General features: G+C 44.5%; 13 protein-coding genes. 10 read left to right on the top strand and 3 right to left on the bottom strand.

Annotation, left to right across the window (positions count from 1 at the left end; all coding sequences use genetic code 11):
- Nucleotides 1-6 precede the first annotated feature (6 nt).
- From nusG to ODOSP_RS09820, 8 genes are all read left to right on the top strand, one after another.
- Nucleotides 7-555: a transcription termination/antitermination protein NusG gene (nusG, locus tag ODOSP_RS09855; RefSeq protein WP_013612172.1), complete on the top strand. Its 549-nt coding sequence runs from the start codon at nt 7-9 to the stop codon at nt 553-555.
- A gap of 140 nt (nt 556-695) precedes the next feature.
- Nucleotides 696-1133, top strand: a complete 438-nt coding sequence (rplK, locus tag ODOSP_RS09850) for a 50S ribosomal protein L11 (protein ID WP_013612171.1) — start codon at nt 696-698, stop codon at nt 1131-1133.
- A gap of 24 nt (nt 1134-1157) precedes the next feature.
- Nucleotides 1158-1853, top strand: a complete 696-nt coding sequence (gene rplA, locus ODOSP_RS09845) for a 50S ribosomal protein L1 (RefSeq protein WP_013612170.1) — start codon at nt 1158-1160, stop codon at nt 1851-1853.
- A 29-nt stretch (nt 1854-1882) separates the two neighbouring features.
- Entirely contained in the window at nt 1883-2401 is a 519-nt protein-coding gene (gene rplJ, locus ODOSP_RS09840) for a 50S ribosomal protein L10 (protein WP_013612169.1), read from the top strand.
- Between the two features lie 47 nt (nt 2402-2448).
- Nucleotides 2449-2826 carry a 50S ribosomal protein L7/L12 gene (gene rplL, locus ODOSP_RS09835; protein ID WP_013612168.1) on the top strand — a complete coding sequence of 126 codons (378 nt, stop codon included), beginning with the start codon at nt 2449-2451 and terminating at the stop codon, nt 2824-2826.
- 96 nt (nt 2827-2922) lie between these two features.
- Nucleotides 2923-6735: a DNA-directed RNA polymerase subunit beta gene (rpoB, locus tag ODOSP_RS09830; protein WP_013612167.1), complete on the top strand. Its 3813-nt coding sequence runs from the start codon at nt 2923-2925 to the stop codon at nt 6733-6735.
- 76 nt (nt 6736-6811) lie between these two features.
- Nucleotides 6812-11071, top strand: coding sequence for a DNA-directed RNA polymerase subunit beta' (rpoC, locus tag ODOSP_RS09825; protein WP_013612166.1), 4260 nt, complete (start codon nt 6812-6814; stop codon nt 11069-11071).
- A gap of 315 nt (nt 11072-11386) precedes the next feature.
- Entirely contained in the window at nt 11387-11782 is a 396-nt protein-coding gene (locus ODOSP_RS09820; protein WP_220450870.1) for an alpha-L-fucosidase, read from the top strand.
- A gap of 170 nt (nt 11783-11952) precedes the next feature.
- On the opposite strand, the gene ODOSP_RS09815 is transcribed toward ODOSP_RS09820, so the two are convergent.
- A complete protein-coding gene (locus ODOSP_RS09815; protein ID WP_013612165.1) occupies nt 11953-12270 on the bottom strand; it encodes a DUF3467 domain-containing protein in 318 nt (105 codons plus the stop codon).
- 226 nt (nt 12271-12496) lie between these two features.
- On the opposite strand from ODOSP_RS09815, the gene ODOSP_RS09810 reads away from it, so the two are divergent.
- On the top strand, nt 12497-13000 hold the full coding sequence (locus tag ODOSP_RS09810) for a DUF4494 domain-containing protein (protein ID WP_013612164.1): 504 nt from the start codon (nt 12497-12499) through the stop codon (nt 12998-13000).
- A 1002-nt stretch (nt 13001-14002) separates the two neighbouring features.
- Entirely contained in the window at nt 14003-15415 is a 1413-nt protein-coding gene (gene aspA, locus ODOSP_RS09805; protein WP_013612163.1) for an aspartate ammonia-lyase, read from the top strand.
- A gap of 228 nt (nt 15416-15643) precedes the next feature.
- Here the strand turns inward: aspA and ODOSP_RS09800 are convergent, their stop codons facing one another.
- Nucleotides 15644-16189: a DUF3332 domain-containing protein gene (locus ODOSP_RS09800; RefSeq protein ID WP_013612162.1), complete on the bottom strand. Its 546-nt coding sequence runs from the start codon at nt 16187-16189 to the stop codon at nt 15644-15646.
- Nucleotides 16190-16250: 61 nt separating this feature from the next.
- On the bottom strand, nt 16251-18350 hold the full coding sequence (recG, locus tag ODOSP_RS09795; RefSeq protein WP_013612161.1) for an ATP-dependent DNA helicase RecG: 2100 nt from the start codon (nt 18348-18350) through the stop codon (nt 16251-16253).
- Between the last annotated feature and the right edge of the window lie 83 nt (nt 18351-18433).

The raw sequence follows: 18433 nt of genomic DNA, 5'->3' as shown, positions 1-18433 counted from the left end.
AACTACATGGCAGAAATTAAAAAAAGATGGTATGTACTTCGTGTGATCGGCGGGAAAGAGAAGAAGGTAAAGGAGTACATCGAGAATGAAGTTGCCAGTCTAGGGCTGCAAGATTATGTTTCACAGGTTTTGATACCTACCGAGAAAATTTATCAGGTACGTAACGGTAAAAAGATCAGCAAAGAGCGGAACTTTTTTCCCGGTTATGTAATGATAGAGGCGGCTCTTGTCGGTGAGATACCCCACATGCTTCGTGATATCACGAACGTGATAGGCTTCCTGGGGGAAACTAAAGGGGGCGATCCGGTGCCGATGCGTCAATCGGAAATCAACCGGATTCTGGGTACAGTAGATGAACTGTCGGAACAGCCCGAGGAGATAAACATACCTTATGTCGTTGGCGAATCGGTAAAAGTTACTGACGGTCCGTTCAACGGTTTTACCGGCGTGATAGAGGAAGTGAACAATGACAAAAAACGGGTGAAAGTAATTGTCAAGGTTTTTGGTCGTCAGACACCACTCGAATTGAGTTTCATGCAGGTAGAAAAAGAATAAACAAATATTAGTTCTTAAAGTTTTTAAAGTTTCTAAAGTTCTTAAAGTGTGTTCTGCTCTGGTTGTGATTAAAGCAGCACTGCAGTTTTCATTAACTTTATAAACCTTATAACTTTATAAACTTTCAAACTCTAAAAAAAATGGCAAAAGAAGTTGAAGCTCTTATCAAGCTACAGATTAAAGCTGGTGCCGCGAATCCTTCTCCTCCAGTGGGTCCTGCTTTAGGTTCTAAAGGAGTCAATATTATGGACTTCTGCAAACAATTCAATGCAAGAACTCAGGACCAGGCAGGTAAGATCATTCCGGTGATTATTCAGGTTTACGGTGATAAATCTTTTGATTTCATTACCAAACAGCCCCCTGTTGCTATTCAGCTTTTGGAAGCAGCAAAACTCAAATCCGGTTCTGCAGAACCTAACCGTAAAAAGGTGGCTTCTTTGTCTTGGGACAAAGTAAAGGAAATTGCAGAAGGCAAAATGAGCGATTTGAATGCTTTTGAAATTGAAAAAGCAATGAGCATGGTAGCTGGAACTGCCAGAAGTATGGGGATCACCATCGATGGTGAGAAACCTTTTTAATGAATTCGTAATACTTCAAACGTAATGAGTAAACTGACAAAAAATAAGAAGTTAGCTTTAGAAAAGATCGAAGATGGTAGAGCTTATACCATTGAAGAAGCTGCTCAGCTGGTGAAAGAAATTACTTTTACCAAGTTTGATGCGTCAGTTGACATAGACGTTCGTCTGGGTGTAGACCCGCGTAAAGCCAATCAAATGGTTCGCGGTGTCGTTACATTGCCCCATGGAACCGGTAAAGATATCAGAGTATTGGTACTTTGTACCCCTGATAAGGTTGAAGAAGCCAAAGCTGCCGGTGCCGACTATGTTGGATTGGATGAGTATATTGAAAAATTGAAATCAGGTTGGACTGATATCGACATCATTATTACTATGCCGGCCATCATGGGTAAAATTGGTGCTTTAGGACGAATCCTAGGTCCGCGTGGATTGATGCCAAACCCGAAGAGCGGTACTGTTACCATGGAAATCGGTAAAGCCGTAAAAGAGGTTAAGCAGGGAAAAATTGATTTTAAAGTTGACAAATTTGGTATCGTACACACTTCTATCGGTAAAGTAAACTTTGAAGCAGAAAAGATTATGGATAATGCCCGTGAATTTATGGCTACGATCCAAAAACTGAAACCTTCTTCTGCAAAAGGTACTTATGTGAAGAGTGTATTCCTGTCAAGTACAATGAGTCCCGGTATTAAATTAGACCTTAAGTCATTACTTGATTAATTATTAACCTTTAAAGGACCATTTGTAGAATGAAAAGGGAAGAAAAACAAGTAATCATAGACAATTTAACCGAGCAGATAAAAGCACACAAGCATATCTATATCAGTGATATCTCTGAATTGGATGCAGCTGCGACACAAGAGTTGCGTAGAGCTTGCTTCAAAGCAGGAATTAAACTGATTCAGGTAAAAAACACTTTGTTGCGTGTTGCTTTGGACGGTTTGGAAGCTGACTATAATGAAATTTATAGTGCTTTGACCGGTTCTAGCGCTGTGATGCTGTCTGAGACAGGTAATGCTCCTGCGAAACTGATCAAAGAGTTCCGTAAGAACCATGACAAACCTGTATTGAAGGCTGCTTTCGTGGAAGAATGTGCCTATGTGGGTGAAAACCAACTGGACGCTCTGGTTAGCATCAAATCGAAAGAAGAGTTGCTGGGAGATATCGTACTGTTGCTGCAATCACCGATGCAGAAGCTTATCTCTGCCCTGGAATCAGGGAAGAATACTATCGGCGGAGTGCTTAAAACTCTTGAAGATAGAGCATAAATATTATTATTATTTTTTGAATAAAAACATTTTAAATACTTATCGAAATGGCAGATTTGAAAAAACTTGCAGAAGAATTAGTTAACCTGACAGTAAAAGACGTAAAAGAGTTAGCTGACATCCTTAAAGAAGAATACGGTATCGAACCTGCAGCTGCTGCTGTTGCTGTAGCTGCTCCTGCTGCTGGTGGCGAAGGTGCTGCTGCTGCTGAACAGACCGAGTTCGACGTAATCCTGAAATCAGGTGGTCAGTCTAAACTGGCTGTTGTGAAGTTAGTGAAAGAGCTGACCGGTCTTGGACTGAAAGAAGCTAAAGAATTAGTTGACAAAGCTCCGGCTCCTTTGAAAGAAAAAGTTTCTAAAGAAGAAGCTGCACAATTGAAAGCTCAACTGGAAGAAGCAGGAGCTGAAGTTGAACTTAAATAAGTCATAAGACCCTCCATGGGTTTCGAGGTTTAGAGTCACTTTTTGACTCTAAACCATTTTGTTGTTATTATTGTTTAGGTTCCAAAAAATTATTAGATGTCTTCAAATACTTCAAACAAAAGAATAAGCTTTGCCTCCACGAAAAATCAGTTGCAATATCCTGATTTTCTTGAAGTGCAATTAAAGTCTTTCAAGGACTTTTTTCAATTGGGTACGACGCCTGAAAACAGAAAGAACGAAGGCCTGTATACTGTTTTCAAGGAGAACTTCCCAATCACCGACACCCGGAACAATTTTGTTCTGGAATTTTTGGACTACTTCATCGACCCGCCCCGTTATTCGATAGACGAATGTCTGGAGCAAGGATTGACTTACGGAGCTCCGTTGAAGGCCAAACTGAAGTTGTATTGTACGGATCCCGAACACGAGGATTTCGACACGGTGATTGAAGACGTATATCTGGGGAATGTTCCGTATATGACGCCCAAAGGCACCTTTGTGATTAACGGAGCCGAGCGTGTGATCGTATCTCAGTTGCACAGATCACCGGGTGTATTTTTCGGACAGAGCGTTCATGCTAATGGTACCAAACTTTATTCCGCCAGAATTATCCCGTTCAAGGGTTCCTGGATCGAGTTCGCGACAGACATCAACAATGTGATGTATGCTTACATCGACCGGAAGAAAAAATTGCCGGTAACGACTTTGTTACGTGCTATCGGCTTTGAGACGGATAAGGATATCTTGCAGATATTCGACCTGGCGGATGAAATAAATGTTTCCAAAACGGGATTGAAAAAAGTCGTTGGCCGTCGGTTGGCTGCGCGTGTTTTGAAGACCTGGGTGGAAGATTTCGTGGATGAAGATACCGGTGAGGTGGTTTCTATCGAACGAAACGAAATCATTGTGGATCGGGAAACTGTTCTGGAAAATGAACATATTGATGCAATCGTCGATTCAGGTGCAAAGACGATTCTGTTGCATAAAGAAAAGCAAAATCTGGCAGATTATGCCATTATATACAATACACTGCAAAAAGACCCGTGTAACTCGGAAAAAGAAGCAGTGATGCACATCTATAGACAGCTGCGTAGCTCAGAACCACCTGACGAAGCGACTGCCCGTGATGTTATCGATAAATTGTTCTTCTCTGACAAGCGCTACGACCTGGGAGATGTTGGACGTTACAAGTTGAATAAAAAACTGGGACTTTCTACCGATCCGGCTGTTCGGGTGCTGACCAAAGAAGATATGATCGAGATTATCAAATATCTGATCAAGCTGTTGAATGCCCGTACAGATGTAGATGATATCGACCACTTGAGCAACCGTCGTGTACGTACTGTAGGCGAACAGTTGTACAATCAGTTCGGTGTCGGGCTGGCCCGTATGGCCCGTACAATCCGTGAACGGATGAACGTTCGTGACAATGAGGTGTTTACTCCGGTAGATCTGATCAATTCCAAGATCCTGTCTTCTGTGATCAACTCTTTCTTCGGTACGAATGCGCTGTCACAGTTTATGGACCAGACGAACCCGCTGGCTGAGATTACACATAAACGTCGTATGTCGGCCTTAGGACCTGGTGGTCTTTCCCGTGACCGTGCCGGATTCGAGGTGCGTGACGTTCACTATACCCACTACGGACGACTTTGTCCGATCGAGACCCCGGAAGGTCCGAATATCGGTTTGATTTCTTCACTTTGTGTATATGCAAAAATCAACGATTTAGGATTTATCGAAACTCCTTACCGGAAGGTGGAGGCCGGAGTGGTGGATCTGTCACCGGAAGGGGTGAAATATTTATCGGCAGAGGAAGAAGAAGGACTGGTAATCGCTCAGGCGAATGCGAAGATCGACGACGAAGGTCACTTTGTGAACAAACGGGCTAAATCCCGTAAAGACGGAGACTTCCCGGTTGAAGAGATCGAGAATGTCAATCTGATGGACGTTGCACCTAATCAGATTGCTTCTATCGCCGCTTCTTTGATTCCGTTCCTGGAACATGACGATGCCAACCGTGCCTTGATGGGGTCTAACATGATGCGTCAGGCTGTGCCTATCATCAAGCCGCAGGCTCCGATTGTAGGAACCGGTTTGGAAGGTGCTTTGGTGCGGGATTCCCGGACACAGATCGTAGCAGAAGGACCTGGTGTTGTCGATTTCGTGGATGGACGCCGGATCGTGATCAAATACGACCAGACCGAAGAAGAACGTTTTGTAAGCTTTGACGGGGATACGAAAGAGTATGTCCTGCCGAAATATAAACGTACCAACCAGAGTACGACCATGACTTTACGTCCGATAGTCCGTAAAGGACAGCGCGTAGAGGAAGGGGAAATCCTGACCGAAGGATATTCTTCGGAAGGAGGTGAACTGGCACTCGGACGTAACCTGAAAGTGGCTTATATGCCCTGGAAAGGGTATAACTATGAGGATGCTATCGTGATCTCTGAAAATATCGTTCGTAACGATGTATTTACTTCTGTACATGTGGATGAATATTCACTGGAAGTGCGCGAAACGAAACGAGGTTTGGAAGAGTTGACCGCCGATATCCCCAATGTCAGTGAAGATGCTACGAAGGATCTGGATGAAAACGGTATTATCCGCATCGGAGCCCGTGTGAAACCGGGAGATATCCTGATCGGTAAGATTACCCCGAAAGGAGAATCCGATCCGAGTCCGGAAGAAAAATTGCTGCGTGCGATCTTCGGTGATAAAGCCGGTGATGTGAAAGATGCTTCTCTGAAAGCTTCTCCTTCACTGAGCGGTGTCATTATCGATAAAAAATTGTTCCAGCGGATGATCGGCGACCGGAAATCGAAAGCTGCAGGTAAGACGATCCTGGCTGAAATCGACGAACAATTCGAACGGAAAGTAGGCGATTTAACCGATTTGCTGATCGACAAATTGTTCGAACTGACCAATGGGAAGACTTCTCAGGGAGTGAAGAATTACCTGAACGAAGATGTTATTCCGAAAGGCGTGAAGTTTACGCTGAAAACCTTGCAAAATCTGAATTATCTGGAAATCAATCCGAACAAGTGGACGACAGATAAACAGAAGAACGATATGATCCGTGATTTGCTGCACAACTTTGTGATCAAATACAAGGAGATCGAAGGACAGATGAAGCGTAAAAAATATAATGCTACTGTCGGAGACGAACTTCCTTCCGGCATCATCAAAATGGCTAAAGTTTACGTAGCGAAAAAACGTAAATTGCAGATCGGTGATAAGATGGCAGGACGTCACGGTAATAAAGGTATCGTATCCCGTGTTGTAAGGGTTGAAGATATGCCGTTCCTGGCCGACGGTACTCCGGTGGATATTTGTTTGAATCCGTTGGGTGTACCTTCCCGTATGAACCTGGGACAGATTTTCGAAGCTGTATTGGGCTGGGCCGGTAAAGAATTGGGATTGAAATTCGCTACTCCGATTTTCGACGGTGCAAGCCTGGACGATATCAATGCCTATACCGATAAAGCCGGTGTGCCTCGTTACGGTACAACCTACCTGTATGACGGTGGTACCGGTGAACGTTTCGACCAGCCGGCGACAGTAGGAGTGACCTACTTCCTGAAACTGGGGCACATGGTAGATGATAAAATGCATGCCCGTTCGATCGGACCGTACTCGTTGATTACGCAACAGCCTTTGGGTGGTAAAGCTCAATTCGGTGGGCAGCGTTTCGGTGAGATGGAGGTTTGGGCTCTGGAAGCTTTCGGAGCTGCTCATATCCTGCAGGAAATCCTGACCGTGAAGTCTGACGATGTAATGGGCCGTACCAAAACTTACGAGCATATCGTAAAAGGAGAGCCTATGCCTACCCCGGGTCTGCCCGAATCATTCAACGTATTGTTGCATGAGCTGAGAGGACTGGGATTAAGCGTGAACTTGATATAATGTAAAAAGCTATAAGCTAAAAGCTATAGGTAATAAGCCTTTAGCCTTTAGCTTTTAGCCTTTAACTTCAAAAATTATGGCTTTTAGAAAAGATAATAATACCAACAAGCCCAAGAGCTTTACAAAAATTGCTATCGGACTGGCCTCTCCTGAGGAAATTCTGGAACATTCCAGCGGACAGGTGTTGAAGCCCGAGACCATCAACTACCGTACTTATAAGCCTGAACGTGACGGTCTGTTCTGTGAGCGGATTTTCGGTCCGGTAAAGGATTACGAGTGCCATTGCGGTAAATACAAACGCATCCGTTATAAAGGTATCGTTTGTGACCGTTGTGGTGTGGAAGTGACGGAGAAAAAAGTACGCCGTGAACGGATGGGGCATATCCAGCTGGTCGTTCCGGTGGCTCATATCTGGTATTTCAAATCCCTCCCCAACAAGATCGGATATCTGTTAGGATTACCTTCCAAGAAATTGGATGCTGTCATTTACTACGAACGTTATATCGTGGTACAACCGGGTATTATGTCTGAAAAAGGAATCGCTGAGCTGGATATGCTCACGGAAGAGGAATACCTGGACATCGTAGATGCTCTGCCTGCCGACAATCAGCATCTGGACGATGACGATCCGAATAAATTTATCGCTAAGATGGGTGCCGAGGCGATTCAGATGTTGTTGGAACGTCTGAATTTGGACGATCTGTCTTACGAATTACGTCATAAAGCCAATACCGAGACTTCTCAGCAACGTAAAAACGAAGCGCTGAAACGTCTGCAAGTGGTAGAAGCTTTCCGTGAAAGCAAAGAGGTGAATAAACCCGAATGGATGATCGTGAAGGTGCTGGCTGTAATTCCACCGGAATTGCGTCCGTTGGTACCGTTGGACGGAGGACGTTTCGCTACTTCCGACCTGAACGATTTGTACCGTCGGGTCATTATCCGGAATAACCGTCTGAAACGGTTGATCGAAATTAAGGCGCCGGATGTGATCCTGCGTAATGAAAAACGAATGTTGCAGGAAGCTGTCGATTCATTGTTCGACAATTCACGTAAATCCAATGCCGTTAAGATCGAGAATAACCGACCGTTGAAATCACTCTCCGACAGTTTGAAAGGTAAACAAGGACGTTTCCGTCAGAACTTGCTCGGTAAACGTGTCGACTATTCGGCCCGTTCGGTTATTGTGGTGGGTCCGGACCTGAAAATGCACGAATGTGGTTTGCCGAAAGATATGGCAGCCGAATTATATATGCCGTTTATCATCCGGAAGTTGATCGAACGGGGTATCGTGAAGACCGTGAAGAGTGCCAAGAAAATCGTAGACCGTCGTGATCCGGTGGTTTGGGATATTCTGGAAAACGTATTGAAAGGTCATCCGGTATTGTTGAACCGTGCTCCGACCCTTCACCGTTTGGGTATTCAGGCCTTTCAGCCGAAATTGATCGAAGGAAAGGCTATCCGTTTGCACCCGCTGGCTTGTACCGGATTCAATGCCGACTTCGACGGTGACCAGATGGCCGTTCACTTGCCGCTGGGTAATGAAGCTGTTCTGGAAGCTCAGATCCTGATGCTTTGTGCACATAACATTCTGAACCCTGCTAATGGGGCACCGATTACAGTGCCTTCGCAGGATATGGTGCTCGGCTTGTATTATATCACCAAACCGCGTAAGGGAGCTAAAGGAGAAGGATTGAAATTCTATTCACCCGAGGAGGTGATCATCGCCCTGAATGAAAAGGCGGTAGATTTGCATGCTCAGATACAGGTGAAGATCAAGGATGTCGATCATGCTGGAAATGAATATGTCCATATGATCGAAACGACTGTGGGACGTGTTATTCTGAACCAGTTTACACCGAAGAATTTCCCGTACATCAATACACTGATTACAAAGAAATCATTGCGTGACATCATTAGTGATGTGTTCAAACGTTGCGGGGTTGATGTGACTGCCAAATTCCTGGACGATATCAAGGACCTGGGATACCGTATGGCATTCGAAGGCGGATTGTCGTTCAATCTGGCCGACGTTATCGTACCGGAAGAAAAGGATGCCCTGTTACAGGAAGGATATGACCAGGTAGAAGAGGTCATGAACAACTATAACATGGGTTTCATCACGAACAACGAACGTTACAATCAGATCATCGATATCTGGACGCATGTGAACGCCAAGCTGACCAATACGTTGATGAAACAATTGGCCGAAGACGATCAGGGATTCAACTCTATTTATATGATGCTTGACTCCGGGGCCCGTGGTTCCCGTGAACAGATCCGTCAGTTGGGCGGTATGCGTGGATTGATGGCGAAACCGCAGAAATCGGGTGCTACCGGTGGTCAGATTATCGAGAATCCGATTTTGGCGAATTTCAAAGAGGGATTGTCCGTGTTGGAGTACTTTATCTCTACTCACGGTGCCCGTAAAGGTTTGGCCGATACGGCTCTGAAAACGGCAGATGCCGGTTACCTGACCCGTCGTTTGGTGGATGTTGCCAACGATATTACAATCACAGAAGAGGATTGTGGTACGTTGAGAGGGGTTACTATCGCTGCTATCAAAAATAACGAAGAAGTAGTCGCTTCGTTGTATGAAAGAATCCTGGGACGTGTGTCTGTACACGATATTTACCATCCTCACACCGGTGAGTTATTGGTGAAATCAGGAGATGAAATCACTGAAGAGATTGCCGAAGCCATCGAGAAATCACCGATCGAACGTGTAGAAGTACGTTCTGTACTGACTTGCGAAGCGAAGAAAGGGGTATGTTCGAAATGCTACGGACGTAACCTGGCTACCGGTAAGCTGGTACAGATGGGTGAAGCTGTCGGTACCATTGCTGCACAGTCTATCGGTGAACCGGGTACACAGCTGACCTTGCGTACATTCCACGTGGGTGGTACGGCAGGTAACATCTCGACCGAGAACTCTCTGAAAGCGAAATATGACGGTATCATAGAATTCGAGGAATTGCGTTCAGTAGAATATACACAGGACAACGGTCAGAAATGTGATGTCGTTGTCGGCCGTTTGACTGAATTGCGGATTATCGATAAGAATACCAACATTATCCTGATTACGCATAATATTCCTTACGGTGCGAAACTGTTTGTGAAAGACGGTCAGGAAATTAAGAAGAATGATCTGCTTTGCGAATGGGACCCGTTCAATGCATTGATCATTACTGAATTCAGTGGTAAGATCGGTTCTGAAAATCTGATCGAAGGAGAGACTTACAAAGAAGAATCGGATGAAACGACCGGTTTCCGTGAAAAAGTAATCACCGAGTTCCGTGATAAGACCAAAGCACCTGCTTTGACCATTGAAGACAAAAACGGGAATATCGTCAAGAGTTATAACTTGCCGGTAGGGGCTCATATCGTAGTGAAAGAAGGAGACGAAGTAACGGCCGGTAGTACGATCGTGAAGATCCCGAGAGCTGTCGGTAAGGCAGGCGATATCACGGGAGGTCTTCCTCGTGTAACCGAATTGTTCGAGGCTCGTAACCCGTCGAATCCGGCAGTCGTTTCTGAAATCGACGGTGAGGTGACTTACGGTAAGATCAAACGGGGTAACCGCGAAATTATCGTAACTTCTAAAGCCGGCGAGGTGAAGAAATACCTGGTTTCTCTGTCAAAACAGATCCTGGTACAGGAAAATGACTATGTACGTGCCGGTACGCCGTTGTCCGACGGAGCGATCACTCCGACCGATATTCTGAATATTCAGGGACCGATTGCCGTTCAGGAATATATTGTGAATGAAGTTCAGGATGTATACCGGATGCAGGGTGTGAAGATCAACGATAAACATTTCGAGATCATTGTACACCAGATGATGCGTAAGGTATTGATTCAGGATTCCGGAGATACCCGCTTCCTGGAGAATCAGATCGTGGATAAGAGCGAGTTTATGGAGGAAAATGACGAGATGTTCGGTAAGAAGGTGGTGATGGAACCCGGAGACTCCGATCGCGTGAAAGCCGGCCAGATTATTTCTGCCCGTACACTCCGTGATATCAATTCTCAGTTGAAACGCCGGGATTTAAGAGTTGTCGAAGCCCGCGATGCTGTACCTGCAACTTCGGCTCAGGTATTGCAAGGAATCACCCGCGCTGCTTTGCAGACTTCCAGCTTTATCTCTGCCGCTTCTTTCCAGGAAACGACAAAAGTATTGAACGAAGCTGCCATCTACGGTAAGGTGGATCCGTTGGAAGGCTTGAAAGAAAACGTGATCTGCGGTCACTTGATTCCGGTGGGTACCGGTATGAAAGAACTCCGGGGATTGGTCGTTGGATCGAAAGAGGAAATGGAGAAAATGCAGGGTAACAAGTAACTGGAGTAAGAGCAAAACGATCGGTTGCTTTTGTAATATAATCCGATGCGGTATCAAATTTATTTGAATACTGCATCGGATTTTGTTTGATTTCTGTGAAGCGAATGTTGATTCATTGATAGTTGATTATTGGGGAAAATATCGTTTGGGGATAGTGTTTCAAAAAGTGTGTGTGTGTTATTTTTGAGTATGATGTTTTTACTGGCTCCGGCAGGTAAGGTACAGCGTAAGATTTAGGATGAGACGGAACAGGAAAAGCAGGAACGGATGGTTTGGTGGACACGCGACCGTTTCGGTAGGTTTATCCATTGAGGATTGTACACCTTGCCTGCCAGATATGGGTGGGTGATGCGCTATGAGAAGATTCTGGTGGAAGATTCTGAAAAGTATTTCGACTTGTTCGATCCGGATTTGTATAATCCGCGTGAGTGGGCAAAGATGGCGAAGGCTGCGGGTATGAAGTATGCGGTGATCACCACCAAGCACCACGAAGGTTTTTGTCTGTTCAAAACTGATTATACGGACTATCAGGCCCTGAACCCTCCCTTGTGCCGCAAGGATTTGATCAGGGAGTGGGTGGAGACTTTCCGGGCGGAAGGACTGAAGGTGGGGTTTTATTACAGTCTGCCGGATTGGCACCATCCGGACTTTGAGATTGACCGGATTCATCCGCAGGTACCTAAAGATCCGATCGGAATTGCGGTTCGGTAAGGCCAATGCAAGTGTGACCCACAAGGATGAACTGGACGAAAAGGATATTCTTTTGGTGTTACCGGATGTCGGGCCCGATGTTGAAATTCCGGTGATAGAGCTGATATTGAATTGATAAAAAGACTTTCTGTCCCGATTCCGGGACAGAAAGAAAAAATGCCTGCAGTTATTCAAGCCTGTCCTTTCGGTTCCAGATCGATAGGAAATCCTGTCGGTTGCTGGTTTTCCGAAGCAAGGCGTATCGTACCGTTATCCTGTTCATATTTCCAGATATTGTCCTGTAAAGCCAACATCAGGCGTTTGGCATTTTCGGGAGTCAGAATAATCCGGCTTTTTACTTCCGGTTTCGTTACTCCGGGCATCAAACGGATAAAGTCGATAATAAACTCCGAAGTTGAATGTGCTATGATCGTCAGATTTGCATAAGTGCCTTGGGCCACCTCGTGGCTCAGATCGATTTCCAGTTGGGTCTGTTTTTGTTCGTCCATTGTTTATTAAATTGATAATCAGAGTGCTTTGATTTGTGATATTTCTATCTGAACAAATATATACTATTTTATATAATGAACGTAAAATTTTTTCCGGATTCTGATTTGAAAAAGTGAAATAAAGGCAAGATGGTAATTACCGGCCGATTTTGTGTTATCTTTGCCGGAGCATTACGAATAGAGCGTGATGTAAGTGATTGTTGTAAATAATAAAAAACAGAGAAAAATGACTGCGAATTGGTTTGAAGCGAAGGTGAAGTACATGAAGGTGAACGAGGATGGGCGTGAAAAAAAAGTAAATGAAGCTTACCTGTTGGATGCGATGTCGTATACGGAAGCAGAGAGCAGGATTATGCATGAGATGGAATCGGTGATTTCGGGAGATTATTATATCAGTAGTCTGAAAAAATCGAATATTACGGAACTGGTTCCTTCGGAAGATGAAAATGACGACCGTTGGTATAAGGCGAAGGTAAATATCATCGATGCCGATGAAGTGAGCGGAAAAGAAAAATCCACCGGTCAGTATTATCTGGTGGCAGCCTCGAATATTAACAAAGCTTTGGAGAATCTGGAGAAAAGTCTGGCTTCTTTTGTGGTCCCTTATGAGATTGCCAGTCTCACGGATACTCAGTTTATGGATGTATTTCCTTATTTTTCCGATGAAGAAGAACAGATTCCGGAAAATCTGAAGCCGTTGACCGAGGAAAAAACGGAAGAGGAAATTTAGGCTATAATAGAAACGTAGGTTTATTTTTTCTTTCTATTCCGATTCCGGGTTTTATCCCGTCAGACCGGTTCGCCTGGACCGGTCCGTTAAGGCTTTCCTTCACTGACCGGCGGAACTCCTCACTCCGCAAAAAACTTTACGTTACGTTTCCGTCAAACACTACCGGTCGGGCGTTCGGAAAACCTAACCGGACCCTCGTTCCTGCTCCAATGGTCTTCCGGCATAAAACCCTTCATCTCGCGGCAGAGCTAACCGGCAAAGAAAATACAACCAGAAATTTGCAACAGCAGGAAGCCGGACCGTCCGGATTATTTCCAGTGAGAATAATCTTTCTTAAATCAAGACTGGTTTGCAATTCAGTGATAACGTAAGTCGGAGGTGATCGGGATTGGCGACCATTGGAGCTCTGTCGAGTGTCGTCTTGCTTTTTCTGAACGCCCGACCGGTGGTGTCTGACGAGCTTGCGAGGAGTTCCGCCGGTCAGTGATAGAAAAAGTTAGACGACCGACAGAAGCGACCGGGTCGCCAATTCCGATCACCGAAGACGAATTACTAACGAAATAAACCTACCATAAATTGGGAGAATGGAGAAATAGAGAATGGTAGAATTAAAGTTTACTCTTCTTTTTCCATTATTCCCAGGAAAAGATAGTCATTCTCCCCCCATGCCTTTGGTTTCTTCGTAAAAAAGTGGATGACAGGCGGCAAATCATTCCTTTTTTAAGGGTCCGATCTATTAAATATTCCTTAAATTTTCGTAAACGTTTGTGTCTCATTCTTTTCTCAGGTAATGAGCGAGTTATTTCTTTTTGAAAATCTCTGGTTTAATCCTTTTTTCTTTTCTAACTTTGGGGTGTCTTTAGAGAAGGAGTGTAAGTTTTTATAGGTGAATATGAAGCAAACTGTTATAATCCGAAGGCTTTAGCGATTCGATTGAAACATTTTTCGGTGAATTGCGTAGGGAAAAGATCGAGTCTTATTGTAATATAAACGATTGATATAATGAAAACACGTATTGAACATGACTTGCTAGGCGAAAAAGAAGTGCCGGCAGATGCGTACTATGGTATACAAACTCTTCGGGGAATCGAGAATTTCCAGAATATCAGTGGGATCACCATCGGAGACTATCCGAATTATGTGAAAGCATTGGCTATGGTGAAATGGGCTGCTGCAAAGGCAAACCAGGAATTGGAAATCCTTCCGGACGATATTGCCAATGCAATTACCCGGGCTTGTGAAGAAATTATCGGAGGCAAACTCCACGATCAGTTCCCGGTCGATCTGATCCAGGGAGGAGCAGGTACTTCTACCAATATGAATATCAATGAAGTGGTTGCTAACCGGGCGTTGGAATTGATGGGACACCAAAAAGGTGAATACCAATACTGTCACCCGAACAACCATGTCAATATGTCTCAGTCGACTAACGATGCTTATCCGACTTCTTTCAAGTTGGCCTTCATCTTTATGAACGAGGAACTGGTTGCTGACCTGAAACTGTTGATCCAGGCATTCCGGGCTAAAGGAGAAGAGTTTAAAGAAGTGCTGAAAATGGGACGTACCCAGTTGCAGGATGCAGTGCCGATGACTATGGGACAGGAATTCGAAGCTTTTGCTGCAAACCTGGAGGAAGAAGTAGACCGGCTGAACCAGATGGCTAAATTGTTCCTCGAAGTGAATATGGGGGCAACTGCTATCGGTACAGGTATCAATTCCGAACCGGAATATTCTTCAAAATGTATTAAGAACTTACGGATCATCAGTGGAGAAGAATTTGTATTGGCTTCTAATCTGATCGAGGCTACTCCCGATGCCGGTTCATCTGTCATGTATTCATCAGCCCTGAAACGTTTGGCTGTGAAACTATCTAAAATTTGTAACGACCTGCGTTTATTATCCAGTGGCCCTCGTTGCGGCTTGAATGAAATCAACCTGCCGCCGATGCAGCCGGGTTCTTCTATCATGCCGGGTAAAGTGAATCCGGTAATTCCCGAGGTGGTAAACCAGATTTGCTATCGGATTATCGGTAACGACCTGACCGTAACCTTTGCTGCCGAAGCCGGACAGTTGCAGTTGAACGTGATGGAACCGGTTATGGTTCATGCCATCTTCAGTTCGATCAAGATGTTGCAGAAGGGTATGGATCGTTTGCGGATCCTTTGTGTTGAAGGCATTACTGCCAACACTCAGCATTGCCGTGAAATGGTATTGAACAGTATCGGTATCGTCACTGCCCTGAATCCGACTTTGGGATATGAGAATTCTTCCCGTATCGCTAAACGTGCTCTGAAAGAAAACCGTAGTGTTTACGATCTGGTACTCGAAGAAGGACTGTTAACCAAAGATGAACTGGATCAGTTGCTGAAACCCGAAAGTATGATCAAACCGCATAAATTCTATAAAAAGAAATAAGACGTAAAATAAAGATGAAAAGAGCACTTTCACAGAGGTGCTCTTTTTTTATTTCCATATTTTGCCGGATCAGTTTATAAATCTTGGCAATGATATACATATTTATAAGTGTAAATATGATAAAGTACAGGGGAGATATTGGGGGAGTAAAAGTTACAAAAGGTATGGGACTGATGAGGAATATTGGGATGAAAACCTTTGGATCGGATTTCATCCCCCTTGTGTAATTTATCTGGCTGACATCACCTGTGTTTCGACTTCTTCCATGTTGCTTTCGTCGAAGACGAGGGTTTTGGCATTCGGAAGGTAAGTATATACTTGTTTACCTTTCATTTCAACCACTTTTACTTTGTTTTCCCCATTCATCTGATACCAGGATTTTTCTTCCGGAAAATACCTGAAATCGACTTTCTGGTCGCTGTTTACAAGGGCTATGGTCATTTGGTCCTTGGTTTTTGTCACCTTGTACTCCTGGCCTTCATAGGCGAACTTCACTTCTTCCTGTTGCCCGTCTTTCATGCTGATCGGATTCCGGCCTCCCCACCATTCGATGGAGTTGAAGATCAAACCGTCTCCCAAAATACAGATTTCGTAAGCGGGAATGATACACATGCCTAAAAATACCAACTCATTGACAAATTTCTTTTGAGAGACTTGTCCATTCCAATGGTGTAATTTGCTTGTTAAACGGAAAGGACCGTAACATCCGCCGATAGCTACCGACATTCCTCCGATCAGAATAACTACTGCCGCCCGTGTGATAAATTTTTTCATTGCATTTCTTTTTATGGTTATTTGTCGGTATTTACGATATCGGGTGGGAAAGGTTTTCACTCTAGGAAATATACCTCCAGGTAATGCGGGTTTTGAACAGGCGTTTGATTTGGATGGCGAAGAGTTGGTTTTCTTCCTTGATCAAATCGGCATCTTCGGACAGGATGCCGTTGGCGATTCGGGTTGCTTCGTTGAGGATCAAGGTGTCTTTACCCAGATTAGCCACCTTTAGACTGCAGGTGAGGCCACTTTGTTGGGTTCCTTCGATATCTCCGGGACCACGCAATTTCAGGTCGGCTTCGGCGATTTCAAAACCGTCGTTGGTAGCGGTCATGGTATCGATGCGTTTCCGGGAGTCGTTGGAAATCTTATAGGAAGTCATTAGAATACAATACGATTGGTCAGCGCCGCGGCCTACCCGTCCCCGTAACTGATGGAGCTGTGACAATCCGAAACGTTCGGCACTTTCAATGACCATAATAGAAGCATTGGGAACGTTTACCCCCACTTCGATGACTGTCGTCGATACCAGTATTTTGGTTTCTGCGGTGACAAAACGGCGCATTTCCGAATCTTTTTCAGCCGGTTTGAGTTTACCGTGAACCATGCCTACTTTATATCCTTTGGGAAGGAAGTAATTGTTGATTTGTTCGTAGCCTTCTTCCAAATTCCGGAAATCCATTTTTTCCGACTCATAGATCAAGGGATATACCACATAAGCCTGCCGTCCTTTGAGCAGTTCTTTTTCAATAAACTGAAATACTTCCAATCGTTTTTTATCGAAAGCATGAAAAGTAGTAATGGGTTTACGTCCCGGAGGAAGTTCGTCGATTACCGACACATCGAGGTCACCATATAAAGTCATAGCTAATGTACGGGGAATAGGGGTGGCTGTCATCACCAGTACGTGGGGAGGAATGGTATTTTTTTGCCAGAGTTTGGCACGTTGGGCTACACCGAAACGGTGTTGCTCGTCGATGATTACCAGGCCGATATTCTGAAAAGACACCACATCTTCGAGCAAAGCATGGGTACCGATCAGAATTTGCAGGCTACCGTCCTGTAAGCCCCGGTGAATTTCTTCCCGCTCGCGTTTTTTAGTCGATCCTGTGAGTAAAGCTACGGTGATCCCCATTTCTCCCAGCATGCCCTGGATCGTTTCATAATGTTGGGTGGCCAGAATCTCGGTGGGAGCCATCAGACAGGTCTGGCAACAATTGTCCAGCGCCATCAGCATACACATCACAGCCACCAGGGTTTTACCGCTGCCTACATCTCCCTGCAACAGCCGGTTCATCTGTTTCCCACTGCCGCAATCCTGACGGATTTCTTTAATCACCCGTTTTTGTGCATCGGTCAGTTCGAAAGGTAGGTATCGATGATAGAATGTGTTGAAATATTCACCGATCGTTTTGAACTCATGACCTTTAAAATAAGTTTTGCGTTTGTATTTGAGTTTCAGGATATTCAGCTGGATGTAAAATAGTTCCTCAAATTTCAGTCGGAATAAAGCTTTACGCAGCATGTCCGGATTTTCCGGGAAATGGATATTATAGAGAGCCTCATGCAGATACATGAGTTTGTGTTGCTGAATAAACCAGGCTGGCAGGGTCTCTGAGATTTTCCCTTTGATGGTTTTAAAAATGGAATCCTGAATTTTGCTGATCGCTTTGGAGTTTAGGAAAGCCTTTTTCATCTTTTCGGTGGTCGGATAGACGGCTTGAAAACCGACCAACAGTTGGGAAGCTTTTTCAAAGCTGTCGATTTCAGGATGTACAATATTCAGCTTGTGGTTGAATTCGGAAGGTTGTCCGAAAATCAGGTATTCTTTGTCGGGTTCGATTTGGTTGGTCAGGAATTTAAATCCTTTGAACCAGACTAATTCCAGGGTTCCTGTCTCGTCATAAGCCGTTGCAGTCATACGCAAGGCTTTGCCTTCACCGATGGTTTTCAGATTACGGATTTTAGCCTTGATCTGAATATAAGGCAGACGTCCGTTCAATTCTGCGATGGAATAGATTTTACTCCGGTCGATGTATTTGAAAGGGACATGGTAGAGCATATCCTCATAACTCTGCACCTGAAGTTCCTCATAGAGCACGGCAGCTTTCTTTTCACCGACACCGGGTAGAAATTTGATATTCAATCCTGCAAGTTCCATGAATCGTGTTACAAAGTTTTAAATTAATCGGTCGGAAACGGCACATGTAAATTGTGGTGTTTTCTTTACCGTTTCAAAGTTAC

Source organism: Odoribacter splanchnicus DSM 20712, assembly GCF_000190535.1.
Classification (GTDB): Bacteria; Bacteroidota; Bacteroidia; order Bacteroidales; family Marinifilaceae; genus Odoribacter; species Odoribacter splanchnicus.
The sequence above is the reverse complement of the archived record's forward strand: the minus strand, read 5'-3'. Positions and strand labels throughout refer to the sequence as shown.

Excerpts from the sequence above, each read along its gene's own strand:
- aspA (WP_013612163.1), top strand. The coding sequence starts at position 14,003 with ATGAAAACACGTATTGAACATGACTTGCTAGGCGAAAAAGAAGTGCCG.
- rplA (WP_013612170.1), top strand. The coding sequence starts at position 1,158 with ATGAGTAAACTGACAAAAAATAAGAAGTTAGCTTTAGAAAAGATCGAA.
- ODOSP_RS09810 (WP_013612164.1), top strand. The coding sequence starts at position 12,497 with ATGACTGCGAATTGGTTTGAAGCGAAGGTGAAGTACATGAAGGTGAAC.
- rplK (WP_013612171.1), top strand. The coding sequence starts at position 696 with ATGGCAAAAGAAGTTGAAGCTCTTATCAAGCTACAGATTAAAGCTGGT.
- rplJ (WP_013612169.1), top strand. The coding sequence starts at position 1,883 with ATGAAAAGGGAAGAAAAACAAGTAATCATAGACAATTTAACCGAGCAG.
- ODOSP_RS09815 (WP_013612165.1), bottom strand. The coding sequence starts at position 12,270 with ATGGACGAACAAAAACAGACCCAACTGGAAATCGATCTGAGCCACGAG.
- rpoB (WP_013612167.1), top strand. The coding sequence starts at position 2,923 with ATGTCTTCAAATACTTCAAACAAAAGAATAAGCTTTGCCTCCACGAAA.
- rplL (WP_013612168.1), top strand. The coding sequence starts at position 2,449 with ATGGCAGATTTGAAAAAACTTGCAGAAGAATTAGTTAACCTGACAGTA.
- rpoC (WP_013612166.1), top strand. The coding sequence starts at position 6,812 with ATGGCTTTTAGAAAAGATAATAATACCAACAAGCCCAAGAGCTTTACA.
- nusG (WP_013612172.1), top strand. The coding sequence starts at position 7 with ATGGCAGAAATTAAAAAAAGATGGTATGTACTTCGTGTGATCGGCGGG.
- recG (WP_013612161.1), bottom strand. The coding sequence starts at position 18,350 with ATGGAACTTGCAGGATTGAATATCAAATTTCTACCCGGTGTCGGTGAA.
- ODOSP_RS09800 (WP_013612162.1), bottom strand. The coding sequence starts at position 16,189 with ATGAAAAAATTTATCACACGGGCGGCAGTAGTTATTCTGATCGGAGGA.